Genomic DNA, 13,191 nt, shown 5'->3' with positions numbered 1-13,191 from the left:
GCTCAGGTGAATGTTTGGTCGCACAAACATCTTTACCTGAAGTCACCGTTCTTTTTTATCCGGGCTCCCCGGACTTCCGCGAAGAACCTTTTTTTGCCGGTCAGGGCAATCAGCCCAAACGACAGCCTCCGCGCTCGCACAGCCAGACCTCCCGGTGAGTTCGCTCCTTATGCGTTGTATGGACGTCCAGCCGTCCACTTGCGCGCGGGCATTCGACAGGCATACGCTGCAGTCGCGGCAGCACGATCCCCCTGCATCCGTGCAGCGTGACGGCCGTGACAACCCATCTACCGTCAGGAGGTCGCTTATGTCGTCCGAAAGCCTGGCTGTTGCTCATCGCGTACACCCCGAACCTGCTCGCATCGCTGCCCTCAGTGCCGCGATTGCGCTCAACCTTGCCGTCATCGTGATAGCCTCGCGACCGATCACCCCGGCGCAGCTCTCCGTCGCTCGCCAGCTGACGCCAGTCCAGCTGATCCACTTCATTGATCCGCCAGCCGTGTTACCGGCACCTCCGCCGGTAGTGCTGAAACCCTTGCCACATCCACCTACCCTGGCAACGACCCACCTGCACCAAACCCCGACGGCAGCGCCAGTCCCGGTGCCCAGTAGCGACGGCCAGATCGCCATGCCCACCCAGCCAACGCTGACACCGGCCGTCTTGACGCACGGCGACCCGGTGACTGCCGCGCCCGTCGAGGCCAGCCTGGCGTACCGTCTGGCTCCTCTGCAATTTCCTGTCCAGGCGCTGCGCGAGCGCATCCACGGCACTGTCCTGTTGCGCGTGTTGGTGGATGAAACCGGCAAGCCATTGGACGTGGTGGTGGAACACGGTAGCGGTTATGGCCTGCTCGACCGCAGCGCGCGTGAACAGGTGTTGGCCGGTTGGCGCTTCCAGCCAGCGATGGTGCAAGGGAAACCGGTGCGCGCGTGGGCACGCGTGCCGGTGAGTTTCGATCTGCGCGAACAATAACGAACAGGGGCCGGCCGGCCTTGCCCGCCGGCCGGGAGGACTGGCTTGCGCACCCTTCACGTCATCCCGGCTGAGGCCGAAGCAGGGGCTGGGCGTCATTCGGCTTCGGCTTACGCGTCTTTAACGAGACGCATGCTCCACTGATCACCAATCACCCTGTCGAGTTTCATGCATGGGCAAGTACATGCGCACCTTGAAAACGCTTCGTGAGATCGCGCTGGAGCACAGCAACGTCGAACAGCCAGACCTGGCTTCGATGGCGCGTGAACTGGGCCGCGTCGTGCACCAGGATTCCCAGGCGCTGGCCAAGCGCCTGACGCCGCTGCGCAATCGACAACACGGTTTCGAGCGTTGGTTGTTGGCGGAACGCAGCAAACCGGCGATCAGCGTGTTGGTGATGGCGTGGCCACCCAATCACCTCACTCCGGTACATGATCACGCGGGTCTGTGGGGTCTTGAAGTGACCCTGCTTGGCGCGCTTGAAGTGCAGTCCTATGCACGAGATCCGGTCTCGGGCACCCTGCGCATGCAGGGGCGCGACTGGCTTGGCCCTGGCGACGGCACCTGGTTCGAGGGCGACGAGAATCATGCGCATCGCTGCCGCAACCTGTCAAACCACGACATGGCGCTCACGCTTCACGTTTACGGCGGGGATCTGACTCAGTTTTTCGCCTACGAACAGGTCGAACCGACGGGTCAATGGACATCGCGCCTCCAGCGCAGCACTATTGCCGGCCGCCTGCAAACCTGATCTGCACGACGCAGCACTCCAACAAGGAATTTCATGTTTCGACGTGTCGCCATCATCGGCGGCGGCGCCGCGGCAGCCACGTTGCTCGGCGAATTGCTGGAGCGCCGGTCGCCGCAGCCGCTGCATCTGGACTGGTATACCGGCGGCGGCACGCTGGCCCGCGGCGTAGCCTATGGCACGCGTTCGGAGCGCCACCTGCTGAACGTGCGGGCGGCCTCGATGAGTATGTTCGCCGGCAAACCGCGCGGCTTTCTGGATTTTGTGCAGCGCGACGATCCGGCGATCGCCGGCACCGATTTTCTGCCACGCCGCCGTTATGGCGACTATCTCGAGGCGGAAGTGGCACACGCGCTGGAACAGGGCCGGACGCACGGCCATGACGTGAATGTCATACCGTTCGCCGTCGATGCGCTGGTGCCCGAACGCGACGGCGTCACCGTGATCCACGGCGAGGAAAGCCATCAGGTGGATGCCGCCGTGCTGGCACTTGGCACGCTGCCGGCGCGGGCGCTAAGCGGCGTCAGCGCCGCTGCCCTGGCCAGTGGTCGCTATGTCGTGGACCCATGGAAACTGCTAGCTACCGCCAGCATGGATCCGCCACCGCAAAAAGTAGTGGTGATCGGACTGGGATTGACTGCCGTCGACGTGCTGCTGGAGCTTTCTGCGCAGTGGCCGCAGACTGAATTCACCGCGCTCTCCCGCCACGGCCTGCTGCCCGAGGCGCACCTGCACGCCGCCGCCGCGCCCGTCGGCGACAGTGCCGAACTGATTGAAGCGATGCACGACGCGCCGGACATCCGTCGCTGGCTGCATCTGCTGCGCGAGGCGATCGCGCAGGATCACACGACAGACTGGCGCACCATCATCGATAGTCTGCGGCCGCATACGCCGGGCCTGTGGCGCGAGCTGCCCGGCGAACAGCGCGCGCGCTTTTTGCGTCATGCCCGCTGGGCGTGGGAGCGCGCCAGGCACCGCATGCCGCCGCAAGTGCGCGAAATGATGGCATCGCTGGAGCAGAGCGGACGGCTGCGCCGTCAGCGTGGTCGCATGCAGTCGGTCGAACTGGTCGACGACGCCCTACAGCTGACGCTGGCACCATCCCACACCGGCCAGCCACAAACGCTGAGCGCCGACCTGGTGATCCAGACCACCGGCCTGGATACCGACGTGCGCCGCACCAACGATCGCCTCGTGAGCCAGCTGCTGACCAACGCGCACATCCTGCCGGACCCGCTCGGCCTCGGTGTGCTGGCAAGTCCGGACGGTCACCTGCTGCATGGCGGCCGGCTTCACGACGGCCAGCATCAGGACGGTTCGTACTGGCCGCACTTGTTTGCGCTGGGTAGCCTGCTGCGCGGTACGCTATGGGAATCCACCGCGATGCCGGAGATCCGGCAGCAGGCCCGCCACCTGGCCGATCAGTTGCTAGCCCATTAAAGAGTGCCTGCGATGACGCTCAGCCTGCTCACCGCTGGTGTCGTGCTGTTTCACCTACTGGGCATCTTCGCCGCGATGCATGCGGTGATGCACACGCGCACCCCGCAGGGTGCGATCGGTTGGGCGCTCGGCCTGCTGTTGCTGCCGTATCTGACATTGCTGCCGTACCTGTATCTCGGCGAGAGCCGCTTCCGTGGCTACCTCTCCAAACATCAGGCGCGGCTGCTGTCGTCGGTGCCCGTTCTGGCGGATGAGGATGCCGTCGCTCCGGGATGCGCACGCTTCGACTCGATCGCCTCGATGCAGGGACGACCGTTTCGCAGTGGCCATCGACTGCGGCTGCTGATCGATGGTGACGCCACCTTCGACGTCATGCTGGCCGCGATGGAGGCAGCTGAACAATGCCTGCTGGTGCAGTTTTTCATCTTCCATGACGACAACCTGGGCCGGCGCATGCAGCAAGTGTTGCTGCAGCGCGCGGCGGCGGGAGTGCGTGTATGCGTGCTGTTCGATGGCGTGGGCAGCCACGACCTGCCACGACATTACGTGGACACGCTGCGCGAAGGTGGCGTGGCGATCCACCCCTTCGCGACGCGTCGCTGGCGCAACCGATTCCAGTTGAATTTCCGTAACCATCGCAAGATCGTGGTGGTGGACGGAGCGCGAGCCTTCATCGGCGGCCTCAACGTCGGTGACGAATACCTGGGCCTGAAACCGCCGCTGGCACCGTGGCGCGATACCCATCTGGAACTGCAGGGGCCGGTGGTCACCGACCTGCAGCAGCTGTTTGCCGAAGACTGGCAATGGATCACCGGCGCACCGCCGCCGCTGCTGCCCTCGCCGCCCTGTGATGGCGAAGCCAGCGCACTGGTCGTTGCCAGTGGACCGGCCGACCCGCAGGAAACCTGCTCGTTGTACTTCACCGCCGCGATCAACGCCGCGCGCGAGCGCGTGTGGCTGAGCACGCCCTACTTCGTACCCGACTATGCGGTGCTCGCTGCGTTGCGGCTGGCCGTGCTTCGCGGGGTCGACGTGCGCATGCTGATCCCGTCGCGGCCGGATCACCGCACGGTGTTTCTCGCCTCCACCCTGCACGCCTACCAGGCATTGCGCGCGGGCATCCGCATGTTTCGCTATCAGCCAGGCTTTCTGCACCAGAAGGCCCTGCTGATCGATCACGACAGTGCATCGATCGGCAGCATGAACCTGGACAGCCGTTCGTTCCGGCTCAATTTCGAGGTGACCGCGCTGGTCGTTGACCGCTCGTTTGCAGCCGAAGTGGAAGCGATGCTGGAAGCCGATTTCGCCCGCGCCCGTCAAGTGGACGAACACGAATACACCGATGCGCCGTACCTGCGTCGGGTGGCGATGCACGTGGCGCGGCTGTTCGATCCGCTGCTATAGGACGTCGCTTCCACCGCGGTGGATATCGGCGCTGCGCGACCGCTGTGTAGCCGCACACCAAGAGACTCGCGAAAGCCGTCCGTTGCTCCTCATTCCCGCGAAGGCAGGAAGCCAGCGCCCTTCCTCTTCAAGCACCTGGCGCCTGCTATTTTCTCGAACGGAAAAGCCGCTGGCCCCAGGCGCAGGTGCACAGGGCCCACCCCAGGTAGACACCCAGCACCGCCCCCAACAACTCCAATGCCACCCGCGTGCCGATGCCATCGGGATCATGCACCAGTGCCAGTTGCGCCCTGAGCAGCTGCAGCGACTGCGTCTGCGCGTAGTTGAAATAGAACAGATCCGACAGATCGCCGCCGGCGGTCAGTAACGTCGTCAGCAGAAACGCCCAGCTGACCTGCGGGCCATAACCCCACCCGTTGCGTCGACCCAGCCAGTGAAAAACGCCGAACAGCAGCATGCCCACCACGACGGAAATCATTCCGGCCTGGAGTCCGCCGACAATGCCGAAGCCCATCCACGATTGATCGTAATGCATCGTTGCTCGCTTCTATCTGCTTGATGCTGACCATTATGCGCGTGTTGCCTGCCCGTCATCGGACCCGGGCGTATCGCGTTTAGGCAGCGCTGCGCCATCGTGCACGCCATCCCCGCGCCAGCCGATAGATGTCCTTCCACCAGCTTCCATCGAACCTGTTTCACCCTCATCAATCCGCGGGGTTTGCAGCTTGTCCGGGCGCCATGGCAGATCAGAACGCTGCCTGGAACACGCGCTAGACTCACAGACCCGATCAGCCGTCTTGCCCCACCATGAGCCATACGATCGATGACCGTGCCGCGCTGATCCTGGTCGACGTGCAGCCGGATTTCATGCCCGGCGGTGCGCTCGCCTGCCACGAGGGCGACGCGATCGTGCCGGGCATCGACCGGCTGCTGCGCGAGCGTATGTTTCGGCATGTCGTCGCCACCCAGGACTGGCATCCCCACGGGCACGTGTCGTTCGCCAGCACGCACCACGGCGCGGCACCGTTCGAGCAGATCGCGTTGTATGGCCAACCGCAGACGCTGTGGCCGGATCACTGCGTGCAAGGCACGCCCGGTGCCGGCCTGCATCCGGGCATCGACTGGTCGGCGCTGGATGCGGTAATCCGAAAGGGCAGCGATCCTGGCGTGGATTCCTATAGCGGCTTTCGGGAAAACCATGGCCCGGATGGCCAGCGTCCTCGCACCGGGCTGGCCGGCTGGCTGCGCGAGCGCGGCGTGGACGAGGTGGTTGTCTGCGGCCTGGCGCGCGACGTATGCGTATTGTGGACCGCGCAGGACGCGCTCGAACTTGGGTTTCGCACAGGGCTACTGTGGGATCTCACCCGCCCAGTAACACCGGAAACTGACGCAGCAACCCACGCCACGCTGCTGGCGCAGGGGATCACGATCGTCGAGGCACGCGACCTGCGAAGGGGCTGAAGCTGGTTGTCGTCCCGATCCGGATGCTCAGTTCGATCGAACGTCAGACACCGACCACAGCTGCGGCAACCGGATCGAGAATAGCCCGGTGTTGCTGGTGCGCCGATCCAGCTTCAGCAGTTCCTTGTCTTTGCTGAGCAGCCACCTGGCCTGCGACGCGAACGCGAGCTCCAGAAATTTTTGGTCATCCGGATCGCCACAGCGTGGCAGGCAGGTATCGTCGCCAATCGCCGACGCTTCGGGCGGCAGCAGCTGGATCAATGCGTCGAAAGCATCACTGACCGTCGGCCGCAGCTGATCGTCGATCGGCAGTTGCGGGTAGTGCAGCACCCTGCGCCATTCGTCGCGGCAGTCCTCGCGCGTTACTGCCTGCACCGCCCCGCTACGCATCGCCGCCAACAGATGCGAGCACAGTGGATCGCGGAACACGAAAAGATCCAGGCAGACATTGGTATCCAGCACGATGCGCGGCACCGGCCGGTCGAGGCGGGTCATCGCGGAAGCGCCCTGAGCATGCATGAGGCCAGTCCGGTCAGGCGTCGTTTTCGGATGTCGCGTTCACCTGCGGGTCGCCGTCTGCATCGATCTGGATGCTCAGCGTGATCGGTCGGCAGCACACCTGGCAGTCCTCGATATAGTGCTGATCGCCAGCCGAAGCATCGACCAGGATCTCGATGGGTTCGCCACAATACGGGCATGAGATATCGAACGGAGTAAGCATGACGTATGGCCACAGCACAGACAGCCCAGCTTGCCACAGATAGCCCGTACCGGCTGCTCGCTCGTCACGCGCTACAATCGCGGCGTCGTGCCGATTTCAGCGCGAACGGCAGCAAATCCTTGCGAATCAAGCCGATGAGGAACCCCTAGCAGATGCGGCATTTCCTGAATCGACCCCGGATCATCAATGTCGGCGGCCGGCCGTTCGTCAGCCAGGGCCTGTCGCGGCGCATTTGGGACGACATTTATCATCGCGCGCTGACGGTAACCTGGCCGGTTTTTTTCGGTCTGATCGCGACGGCGTTCCTGATACTCAACACCTTCTTTGCCGCGATCTACCAGCTCGGCACACAGCCCATCGCGAACCAGTTTCCACAAGGTTTTGGCGGCGCGTTCTTCTTCAGTGTGGAGACCCTGGCCACCGTTGGCTACGGCGACATGCATCCGCAGACAATCTATGCGCACGTCGTGGCCACCGTAGAGATCTTCAGCGGCATGGCAAGCATCGCGGTGGTCACCGGGCTGATTTTTTCGCGCTTCTCGCGTCCGCATGCGAAGGTCATCTTTTCCGACTATCCGATAGTACGAACGATAGATGGCCAGCTGACCTTGATGATCCGTGCGGCAAACACCCGCCAGAACCTGATCGCCGAGGCTTCGGCCAAATTGCATCTGCTGCGGCTGGAAATCTCGCCCGAGGGTTTCAAGCTGCGCAAGATCCGCGACCTGAAACTGGTGCGCGATCGTCATCCGATCTTCATGCTGAGCTGGAGCCTGATGCATGTGATCGATGAAAGTAGCCCGCTGCATGGGGAGACTCTGGAGTCACTTGAGAGTTCGCAATCGGCCTTCCTGCTGAGCATCGAAGGCACCGACGAGACAACGTCGCAGTTCATGCTGGCGCGCCGGCAATGGAGTCATCGGGATCTGCGCTGGAATCATCGCTATCTCGACCTTGTTCGTGACGACGGCACCGGTCTCAGCATCATCGACTACAACGTCTTTCACGAGGTGCTGCCGCTGGAAGAAGGCGAGATCCTGATGGACTGACGCAGCGCGGCCTGACCACGCTTATCAGACCGCGCCAGTCAGGCGATACACTGTGCTCCTTTGATTTACGGACACCTACCGATGGCCGAGCGCGAGTTCGACAACTACCTGGCCCGCTCCGGCGCCACACTCGAAGGCTCGCGCTACACCGCGTACCTTGCTGTCACGCCGCGCAAGAGCGGCTTCCCGATGTATTTCGCGATCTGCGAAAACCGCAGCTTCCGCCAGAAAGACCTCGCCGAAACTGCCGCCGCCAAGGCTCTGGCTGACATGCTGGGTCTGGAGGAAGACGGCACCCCCATCTTCCCGGATGGCTACACCGGCTTCGACGATGCCGAGCCTGTCAGCGAGTCGTAGCGTTGTGGCTGGCGTGCGTTGAATAGCTCCCTCCCATGCGTGCAGGGGAGGGTTGGGGAGGGGTGCTCTTCGCCTCAAAAATCAAAATCAAAAGCCACCCCCACCCAGCCTCCCCCTGCTGGCAGGACGAGGGTGAAATCTCGCAAGAGCAGGCGCTCACAGCGTCAGCAAGACCTTGCCGATTGCCTCGCGACTTTCCAGATAGGCATGCGCTTTTCCACCCTCGATGAGCGGAAAGCGTGCGGCGATGTTTGGCTGCAACTGACCGGCGCGAATCTGCGCAAATAACGCAGCCGCTCGTTCGCGACGGATCGTTGCACTGGTCAGCACGTTCCACAGATCGCCTCCGGTCAGGGTCAGCGAGCGATCCATCAGCATGCGCGGATCAACCGGATCAGGGTCGCCGGCCGCCATGCCGTAAAACACTACCGTGCCGCCGATGCGCGCGGCCGCCAGACTGTCGCCGAGCGTACGGCCGACCGAGTCGTAGACGACGCCGGCGCCACGGCCGGCGGTAAGTTGCCGGGTCTGGGCGATCAGTCCGTCATAACCGACCGCGGCATCTGCACCTGCGGCCAACACGGCGGCGCGTTTCGTGGCGCTGGAAGCCACACCCAGCACTTTCGCCCCCAGCCCCTTCAGCATCTGCACCAGCAACAGGCCTACGCCGCCGGCCGCGGCATGCACCACCGCCACATCGCCGCTTCGTACGCGATAGCTGTCGGTCACCAGATACTGCGCGGTCAGACCTTGCAGCAAAGTCGCTGCCGCGGTGTCGAACGTGATGTCGTCGGGCAACGGAATCAGCTTGTCGAGATCCACCGCGACGAGCTCCGCGTTTGCATAGGGCATGTCGGCAAAACCAACCCGACTTCCGATCGGAAAGTGATGATCGCCAGCAGCCGGCCGCTCGATCACCCCCGCACCCTCATAACCGAGAGTCCACGGCGCCGTCCCGCTCAAGTGATAGTTGCCGTTGCGGCGATAGACGTCCGCAAAATTCAGACCGACGCTGTGCATGCGCACCAGCGCCTGGCCGGGAGCGGGGACCGGATCGGGCTGCTCGCCCCAGTGCAACACCTCGGGGCCTCCGAACTTTTCAAATATCAAGGCATGCATGGTGTGGCGCTCCGGAAAGGATGAAATCTGATGACGACAACGATGGTCACGGATAGCGTGCCGTTCAAGTCTTCGCCCACCCGCCTGACTGCCGACCTAAATCATGGATCGACCTGCTCGATTTTGCGGGTCAGTGCATAAAGGACGGGCAAATCCTGCGCGTCGAGCGTGTCGCTGTCGATGCCACGGTAGTGATGATGGAACGCGCGCACAGCGGCGGCGCGGTCATCCAGCGGGTAACCGATTTCGCCCAGCGCCATCCACGGATCGAAACCAGCGGGCGGGTCGACCAAGGCACCTTCCGGCCACCGTCCAAAACCGGCGTCGGCCAGCTGCTTCCATGGGAACAACGGTCCGGGATCGTTCCTGCGGGTCGGGGCGAAATCCTCGTGACCGACAATCTGCGTACGTGCGATGCGCAGACGAGCGGTGAGGTCGGTAAGCAGGCGCAACAGGCTATCGATCTGGGCGGGCGCGAAAGGCGAATGACCGTCGTTGGCCAGTTCGATCCCGATGGAGGCGGAGTTCACTTCGGTGATCGTGCCCCAGCGCCCCACCCCTGCATGCCAGGCGCGCTGGCTATCGGCGACCAGTTGGTAGATGTGCCCGTCACCGCCGATCAGATAGTGCGCGCTCACCGGTCCTTCGCCATTGCCAGTGCGCAGCGTATCCAGGCTTTGCTGCACCGATGCCTGCTCGGTGAAATGCAGCACGATCAGCTGCGGCCGTCGCGCGTCGACGTTGGGCGACGGTACCCATGTCGCCAGCGGGTTGTGTTCGGGCGCGTGCGCGCATGCGGCGAGCAGCACGAGCGCTGCCAGCAGCAACAAGCCACGCAAACGCCGCAAGCCGTCTACGCAACGGCGCGAAAGAAGGTGCATCGGTCACGCTCCTTGGATCAATCGGGTTGGAATGCCGGGCGGCGACGCTCAGCTCACTTCACTGCCGAGCCGCAGGTTGATGCCCAGCGCCGTGGCCAGTTCGCGCAGTGGCTCCGCATCGCGGGTAAGCGTCATCCAGCCCGCGTAGCTGTCGCCATCGGTTTCCCACGCCCACAGCGTGTAGCCGAATTCGGCCAGGCGGTCATACGCGATGGAGAACAGTGCAGCCGCGTCCATATCGTCGAAGAACTCGTCATCGTCCGGGTCGCCATCCCAGTCGATCGAAAGGTTCCAGCGCGAGGACAGCTCGTTGATCGCTTGCACCAGCGAACGCAGATCATGCGCGTCCACGATGAAGCCGGAGCGCCAGTCGATCACCCGACCGATCACGTCGATCGGTTCGATCTCGTCGGCTTCGACATCGGCCACTGCCTCTCGGTAGTCGGTGAACTGCTGCAGCGCGGTCTCTTCATCGCCTGGATTGATCAGCAGCAGCAGCTGCCAGACCCGCGCCTCCAGCGAATCCTCTTCGGGATCGTCGAAGTCGCGTTCAGCATCGAAATCATCGTCAAAACTGCTCATGCGTCATCACTGTTCGGATCGGGTTGCCATGGTGGCGTGTGCGTGGCCGATTGGAAAGCTGCCGTAACAGCCGCCGGCATCACGCGCCGACACGACGCCGTACGGCATCGAAGTCGCGCACGGGACGGATTTCCACGCTGCCGGTGCGCGTCCACGGAAATTCCGTGGCAATCCGGACAGCCTCGTCCATGTCCGCCGCCTCGATCAGATTGAAGCCGCCCAGATATTCCTTGGTCTCGGCAAACGGCCCGTCGACCACGGTCACCCCGCCGTTGCGAATCCGCACCGTCTTGGCCGTGGAAGGTCCTTCCAGCTGTTGCGTGTCGAGCAGCTGCCCTTGGGTACGCAACTCGTCGGCATGCTCGATGCAGCCGCGCATGCGCGTATCGAATTCATCCCGCGTCAAGGCGTTCAGCAAGCCGTCGTCGTTGTAGACCATTAGCAGGTATTTCATAGTGTCCTCGACAGTAACGAAGGGCGCCCTCCCCACTTTACTCGGCGTTGGCGTCATCGGCACCAAGGTATGGGCGATGCTGGGTCAATGGGGGCTGCTGGGCACGTCGAATACCCGTTCGTTACCCCTGCCTTCGCAGGAATGACGAGCTAAAGGCGGGTGGGCTCGACTCCAGGCAGTGCGGGGCAATGGGATACTTGTCGCCGCCCTCACCGCGATGACCGTCATGCACGACACATCCAGCCCCTGCACCAGCCATCCGATCGCGTTCGCGCGTTCGCCCTATGCGCGGCGCATCGACGCGCCGCACCAGCCGACGGTGGTCGAGGGCACCGAAACCGGCGCGCTGTCGGAGGCGACCATCGAGTTCGTGGCGGATTTTCCCGCGGCGGCGTTTCGCGATCTGGCGGGCTTCGAACGCATCTGGGTGATCTTCATGTTCCACCGCAGCGAAGGCTGGAAAGCCGAGGTAAAACCACCCCGTGGAGGAGGCAAACGCAGCGTGCTGGCGACGCGATCGCCGCACCGGCCCAACGCTATCGGACTGTCCGCGGTCGAGCTGGTCGCTGTGGAGGAGCGCTTGCTGCGCGTACGTGGCATGGATCTGCTCGACGGCACGCCGATCCTCGATATCAAGCCGTATGTGCCTTACGCCGATGCCTTTCCCGATTCACGCGCTGGCTGGATCGACGAAATCGATGCGGCGCAGGGACTGCATTCGGCACCCGGCCCGCGCCGGCCGCGATCCACGCCCAAACAATGATTGTTGGCATAGATCGAGGGCGACGCGGGCCGCGCGCCGCGTTGTCGCTTACAACCTGCCTAGCAGCAACAGCACGAGCAGGATGACCAGGATCAGGCCAATACCACCGCTGGGCCCATACCCCCACGAGCGGGAGTGCGGCCAGGTCGGCAGGCCGCCGACAAGCGCCAGGACCAGGATGACAATCAGGATGGTGATCAACATGAGTACGTTTTCCTTGTAAATGTTGTGACGCAAGGCCATGCGCGTGACGCATCGTGCCTGTCGCACGCGTCTAGGCGGTGTGATGGATGCGTCGTGGCGGCAACGACGCTCTGTCCCAGTCCCTGAGACAGCACCGCACTATCTTGGCCTCGCCAGCTCGGACCCCCTCCGACGATGGCTCCCGATTCACTGGCAGTGGTCGGTTCAAACCGTTGCCGCGCCCGGTCAACGCCCGGCGCGGCTTTTTTTTGACCTGGGGACAGCCAGTCGGTCACCACCGTTCGCCCTGGGCGTAGCGCAGGGCGAACGGTGGGAAATGGTGTGGCGTGGCAACTCAGACGGAAGCAAGCTCGCCACGACGGCGGCGACACCTCGCCCGATGCACGACCGTATTCTTCGGCACTTGATTGAGCCCCGTTAGCACGCACATCGGTTCTGCACGTACAGCCACGTTTGACACGTCACGGCGATCCGCCCTCTGTGCAGCGCATACGCCCGGGCTGCCGTCACCACCTCCGAATTGGACCAAAGGACATCCCCATGGATCTGCAACTGAAGAACCGAAAGGCGATCGTTACCGGTGGCAGTGCCGGCATCGGTCTGGCCATCGTCAAAGCACTGCTGGCCGAAGGTGCATCCGTTGTGGTGCCTGGACGCAGCCAGGCCAAGCTCGATCAGGCGCTACCCGACAACGATGGCGCCGTACAAAAAGTCGTGGCCGACCTGGCAACCGCGGAGGGCGCCGCGACGCTGACCCAGGCCGCGCCAGATGCCGACATCCTCATCAACAACCTGGGCGTTTACGAACCGAAGGCGTTCACCGAGATCAGCGACGACGACTGGCTGAAGATGTTCGAGGTGAACGTGCTCAGCGGCGTGCGACTGTCGCGCCACTATTTCCCGCGCATGCTGGCGAAAAACTGGGGGCGGGTGATTTTCATGGTTCTTCACGGATTCCCGGGGAAGGCCGCTTTGATCTTCTTGAAGAAGTACTCGCTGTCACGGTAGCCATAAGCCATCCGTTTGATGACCTTG

16 protein-coding genes and 1 pseudogene are annotated in these 13,191 nt (G+C 63.4%); 9 read left to right on the top strand and 8 right to left on the bottom strand.

The window, feature by feature from the left end; all coding sequences use genetic code 11:
* The first annotated feature begins 307 nt into the window (after positions 1-307).
* From HDE77_RS20060 to cls, 4 genes are all read left to right on the top strand, one after another.
* A complete protein-coding gene (locus HDE77_RS20060) occupies positions 308-973 on the top strand; it encodes an energy transducer TonB (protein WP_184419694.1) in 666 nt (221 codons plus the stop codon).
* Between the two features lie 172 nt (positions 974-1,145).
* Positions 1,146-1,724, top strand: coding sequence for a cysteine dioxygenase family protein (locus tag HDE77_RS20055; protein ID WP_184419693.1), 579 nt, complete (start codon positions 1,146-1,148; stop codon positions 1,722-1,724).
* A gap of 33 nt (positions 1,725-1,757) precedes the next feature.
* A complete protein-coding gene (locus tag HDE77_RS20050) occupies positions 1,758-3,161 on the top strand; it encodes an FAD/NAD(P)-binding protein (RefSeq protein ID WP_184419692.1) in 1,404 nt (467 codons plus the stop codon).
* A 12-nt stretch (positions 3,162-3,173) separates the two neighbouring features.
* Positions 3,174-4,565: a cardiolipin synthase gene (gene cls, locus HDE77_RS20045; RefSeq protein ID WP_184419691.1), complete on the top strand. Its 1,392-nt coding sequence runs from the start codon at positions 3,174-3,176 to the stop codon at positions 4,563-4,565.
* Between the two features lie 145 nt (positions 4,566-4,710).
* On the opposite strand, the gene HDE77_RS20040 is transcribed toward cls, so the two are convergent.
* Entirely contained in the window at positions 4,711-5,100 is a 390-nt protein-coding gene (locus HDE77_RS20040) for a hypothetical protein (RefSeq protein ID WP_184419690.1), read from the bottom strand.
* Between the two features lie 272 nt (positions 5,101-5,372).
* Between HDE77_RS20040 and pncA the strand changes: the two genes are divergently transcribed.
* The gene (gene pncA / locus HDE77_RS20035; RefSeq protein WP_184419689.1) at positions 5,373-6,026 is read left to right on the top strand and encodes a bifunctional nicotinamidase/pyrazinamidase; all 654 of its coding nucleotides are present in this window, start codon (positions 5,373-5,375) and stop codon (positions 6,024-6,026) included.
* A gap of 27 nt (positions 6,027-6,053) precedes the next feature.
* On the opposite strand, the gene HDE77_RS20030 is transcribed toward pncA, so the two are convergent.
* On the bottom strand, positions 6,054-6,521 hold the full coding sequence (locus HDE77_RS20030) for a putative toxin-antitoxin system toxin component, PIN family (protein WP_184419688.1): 468 nt from the start codon (positions 6,519-6,521) through the stop codon (positions 6,054-6,056).
* A gap of 37 nt (positions 6,522-6,558) precedes the next feature.
* Entirely contained in the window at positions 6,559-6,747 is a 189-nt protein-coding gene (locus tag HDE77_RS20025; protein ID WP_184419687.1) for a CPXCG motif-containing cysteine-rich protein, read from the bottom strand.
* Between the two features lie 152 nt (positions 6,748-6,899).
* On the opposite strand from HDE77_RS20025, the gene HDE77_RS20020 reads away from it, so the two are divergent.
* Both HDE77_RS20020 and HDE77_RS20015 read left to right on the top strand, forming a co-directional pair.
* A complete protein-coding gene (locus tag HDE77_RS20020) occupies positions 6,900-7,796 on the top strand; it encodes an ion channel (protein WP_184419686.1) in 897 nt (298 codons plus the stop codon).
* Between the two features lie 81 nt (positions 7,797-7,877).
* Positions 7,878-8,153, top strand: a complete 276-nt coding sequence (locus HDE77_RS20015) for a hypothetical protein (protein ID WP_184419685.1) — start codon at positions 7,878-7,880, stop codon at positions 8,151-8,153.
* A 156-nt stretch (positions 8,154-8,309) separates the two neighbouring features.
* Here HDE77_RS20015 and HDE77_RS20010 read toward each other — a convergent pair whose 3' ends face one another.
* The 4 genes from HDE77_RS20010 to HDE77_RS19995 form a co-directional block, all read right to left on the bottom strand.
* Positions 8,310-9,272 carry a quinone oxidoreductase gene (locus HDE77_RS20010; RefSeq protein ID WP_184419684.1) on the bottom strand — a complete coding sequence of 321 codons (963 nt, stop codon included), beginning with the start codon at positions 9,270-9,272 and terminating at the stop codon, positions 8,310-8,312.
* Between the two features lie 101 nt (positions 9,273-9,373).
* On the bottom strand, positions 9,374-10,153 hold the full coding sequence (locus HDE77_RS20005; protein WP_184419683.1) for an N-acetylmuramoyl-L-alanine amidase: 780 nt from the start codon (positions 10,151-10,153) through the stop codon (positions 9,374-9,376).
* 48 nt (positions 10,154-10,201) lie between these two features.
* Complete coding sequence (locus HDE77_RS20000; protein WP_184419682.1) at positions 10,202-10,735, bottom strand: hypothetical protein; 534 nt, start codon at positions 10,733-10,735, stop codon at positions 10,202-10,204.
* Between the two features lie 79 nt (positions 10,736-10,814).
* Positions 10,815-11,189 (bottom strand): YciI family protein, encoded by a 375-nt coding sequence (locus tag HDE77_RS19995; protein WP_184419681.1) that lies wholly within the window; start codon positions 11,187-11,189, stop codon positions 10,815-10,817.
* A 226-nt stretch (positions 11,190-11,415) separates the two neighbouring features.
* Here HDE77_RS19995 and tsaA point away from each other — a divergent pair, with 226 nt between their 5' ends.
* Positions 11,416-11,952, top strand: a complete 537-nt coding sequence (gene tsaA, locus HDE77_RS19990) for a tRNA (N6-threonylcarbamoyladenosine(37)-N6)-methyltransferase TrmO (RefSeq protein WP_184419680.1) — start codon at positions 11,416-11,418, stop codon at positions 11,950-11,952.
* 48 nt (positions 11,953-12,000) lie between these two features.
* Here the strand turns inward: tsaA and HDE77_RS19985 are convergent, their stop codons facing one another.
* Positions 12,001-12,153 carry a DUF3309 family protein gene (locus HDE77_RS19985; RefSeq protein ID WP_221444390.1) on the bottom strand — a complete coding sequence of 51 codons (153 nt, stop codon included), beginning with the start codon at positions 12,151-12,153 and terminating at the stop codon, positions 12,001-12,003.
* Between the two features lie 543 nt (positions 12,154-12,696).
* On the opposite strand from HDE77_RS19985, the pseudogene HDE77_RS19980 reads away from it, so the two are divergent.
* Positions 12,697-13,089: pseudogene (locus HDE77_RS19980) on the top strand (SDR family oxidoreductase); the annotation flags it as partial.
* Between the last annotated feature and the right edge of the window lie 102 nt (positions 13,090-13,191).

It is taken from the genome of Rhodanobacter sp. MP7CTX1 (genome assembly GCF_014205795.1).
In the GTDB taxonomy this organism is placed as follows: domain Bacteria; phylum Pseudomonadota; class Gammaproteobacteria; order Xanthomonadales; family Rhodanobacteraceae; genus Rhodanobacter.
The sequence above is the reverse complement of the archived record's forward strand: the minus strand, read 5'-3'. Positions and strand labels throughout refer to the sequence as shown.

What these genes read in the sequence shown, in the direction of transcription:
- HDE77_RS20060 (WP_184419694.1), top strand. Translation starts at nt 308, where the DNA reads ATGTCGTCCGAAAGCCTGGCTGTTGCTCATCGCGTACACCCCGAACCT.
- HDE77_RS20055 (WP_184419693.1), top strand. Translation starts at nt 1,146, where the DNA reads ATGGGCAAGTACATGCGCACCTTGAAAACGCTTCGTGAGATCGCGCTG.
- HDE77_RS20050 (WP_184419692.1), top strand. Translation starts at nt 1,758, where the DNA reads ATGTTTCGACGTGTCGCCATCATCGGCGGCGGCGCCGCGGCAGCCACG.
- cls (WP_184419691.1), top strand. Translation starts at nt 3,174, where the DNA reads ATGACGCTCAGCCTGCTCACCGCTGGTGTCGTGCTGTTTCACCTACTG.
- HDE77_RS20040 (WP_184419690.1), bottom strand. Translation starts at nt 5,100, where the DNA reads ATGCATTACGATCAATCGTGGATGGGCTTCGGCATTGTCGGCGGACTC.
- pncA (WP_184419689.1), top strand. Translation starts at nt 5,373, where the DNA reads ATGAGCCATACGATCGATGACCGTGCCGCGCTGATCCTGGTCGACGTG.
- HDE77_RS20030 (WP_184419688.1), bottom strand. Translation starts at nt 6,521, where the DNA reads ATGACCCGCCTCGACCGGCCGGTGCCGCGCATCGTGCTGGATACCAAT.
- HDE77_RS20025 (WP_184419687.1), bottom strand. Translation starts at nt 6,747, where the DNA reads ATGCTTACTCCGTTCGATATCTCATGCCCGTATTGTGGCGAACCCATC.
- HDE77_RS20020 (WP_184419686.1), top strand. Translation starts at nt 6,900, where the DNA reads ATGCGGCATTTCCTGAATCGACCCCGGATCATCAATGTCGGCGGCCGG.
- HDE77_RS20015 (WP_184419685.1), top strand. Translation starts at nt 7,878, where the DNA reads ATGGCCGAGCGCGAGTTCGACAACTACCTGGCCCGCTCCGGCGCCACA.
- HDE77_RS20010 (WP_184419684.1), bottom strand. Translation starts at nt 9,272, where the DNA reads ATGCATGCCTTGATATTTGAAAAGTTCGGAGGCCCCGAGGTGTTGCAC.
- HDE77_RS20005 (WP_184419683.1), bottom strand. Translation starts at nt 10,153, where the DNA reads ATGCACCTTCTTTCGCGCCGTTGCGTAGACGGCTTGCGGCGTTTGCGT.
- HDE77_RS20000 (WP_184419682.1), bottom strand. Translation starts at nt 10,735, where the DNA reads ATGAGCAGTTTTGACGATGATTTCGATGCTGAACGCGACTTCGACGAT.
- HDE77_RS19995 (WP_184419681.1), bottom strand. Translation starts at nt 11,189, where the DNA reads ATGAAATACCTGCTAATGGTCTACAACGACGACGGCTTGCTGAACGCC.
- tsaA (WP_184419680.1), top strand. Translation starts at nt 11,416, where the DNA reads ATGCACGACACATCCAGCCCCTGCACCAGCCATCCGATCGCGTTCGCG.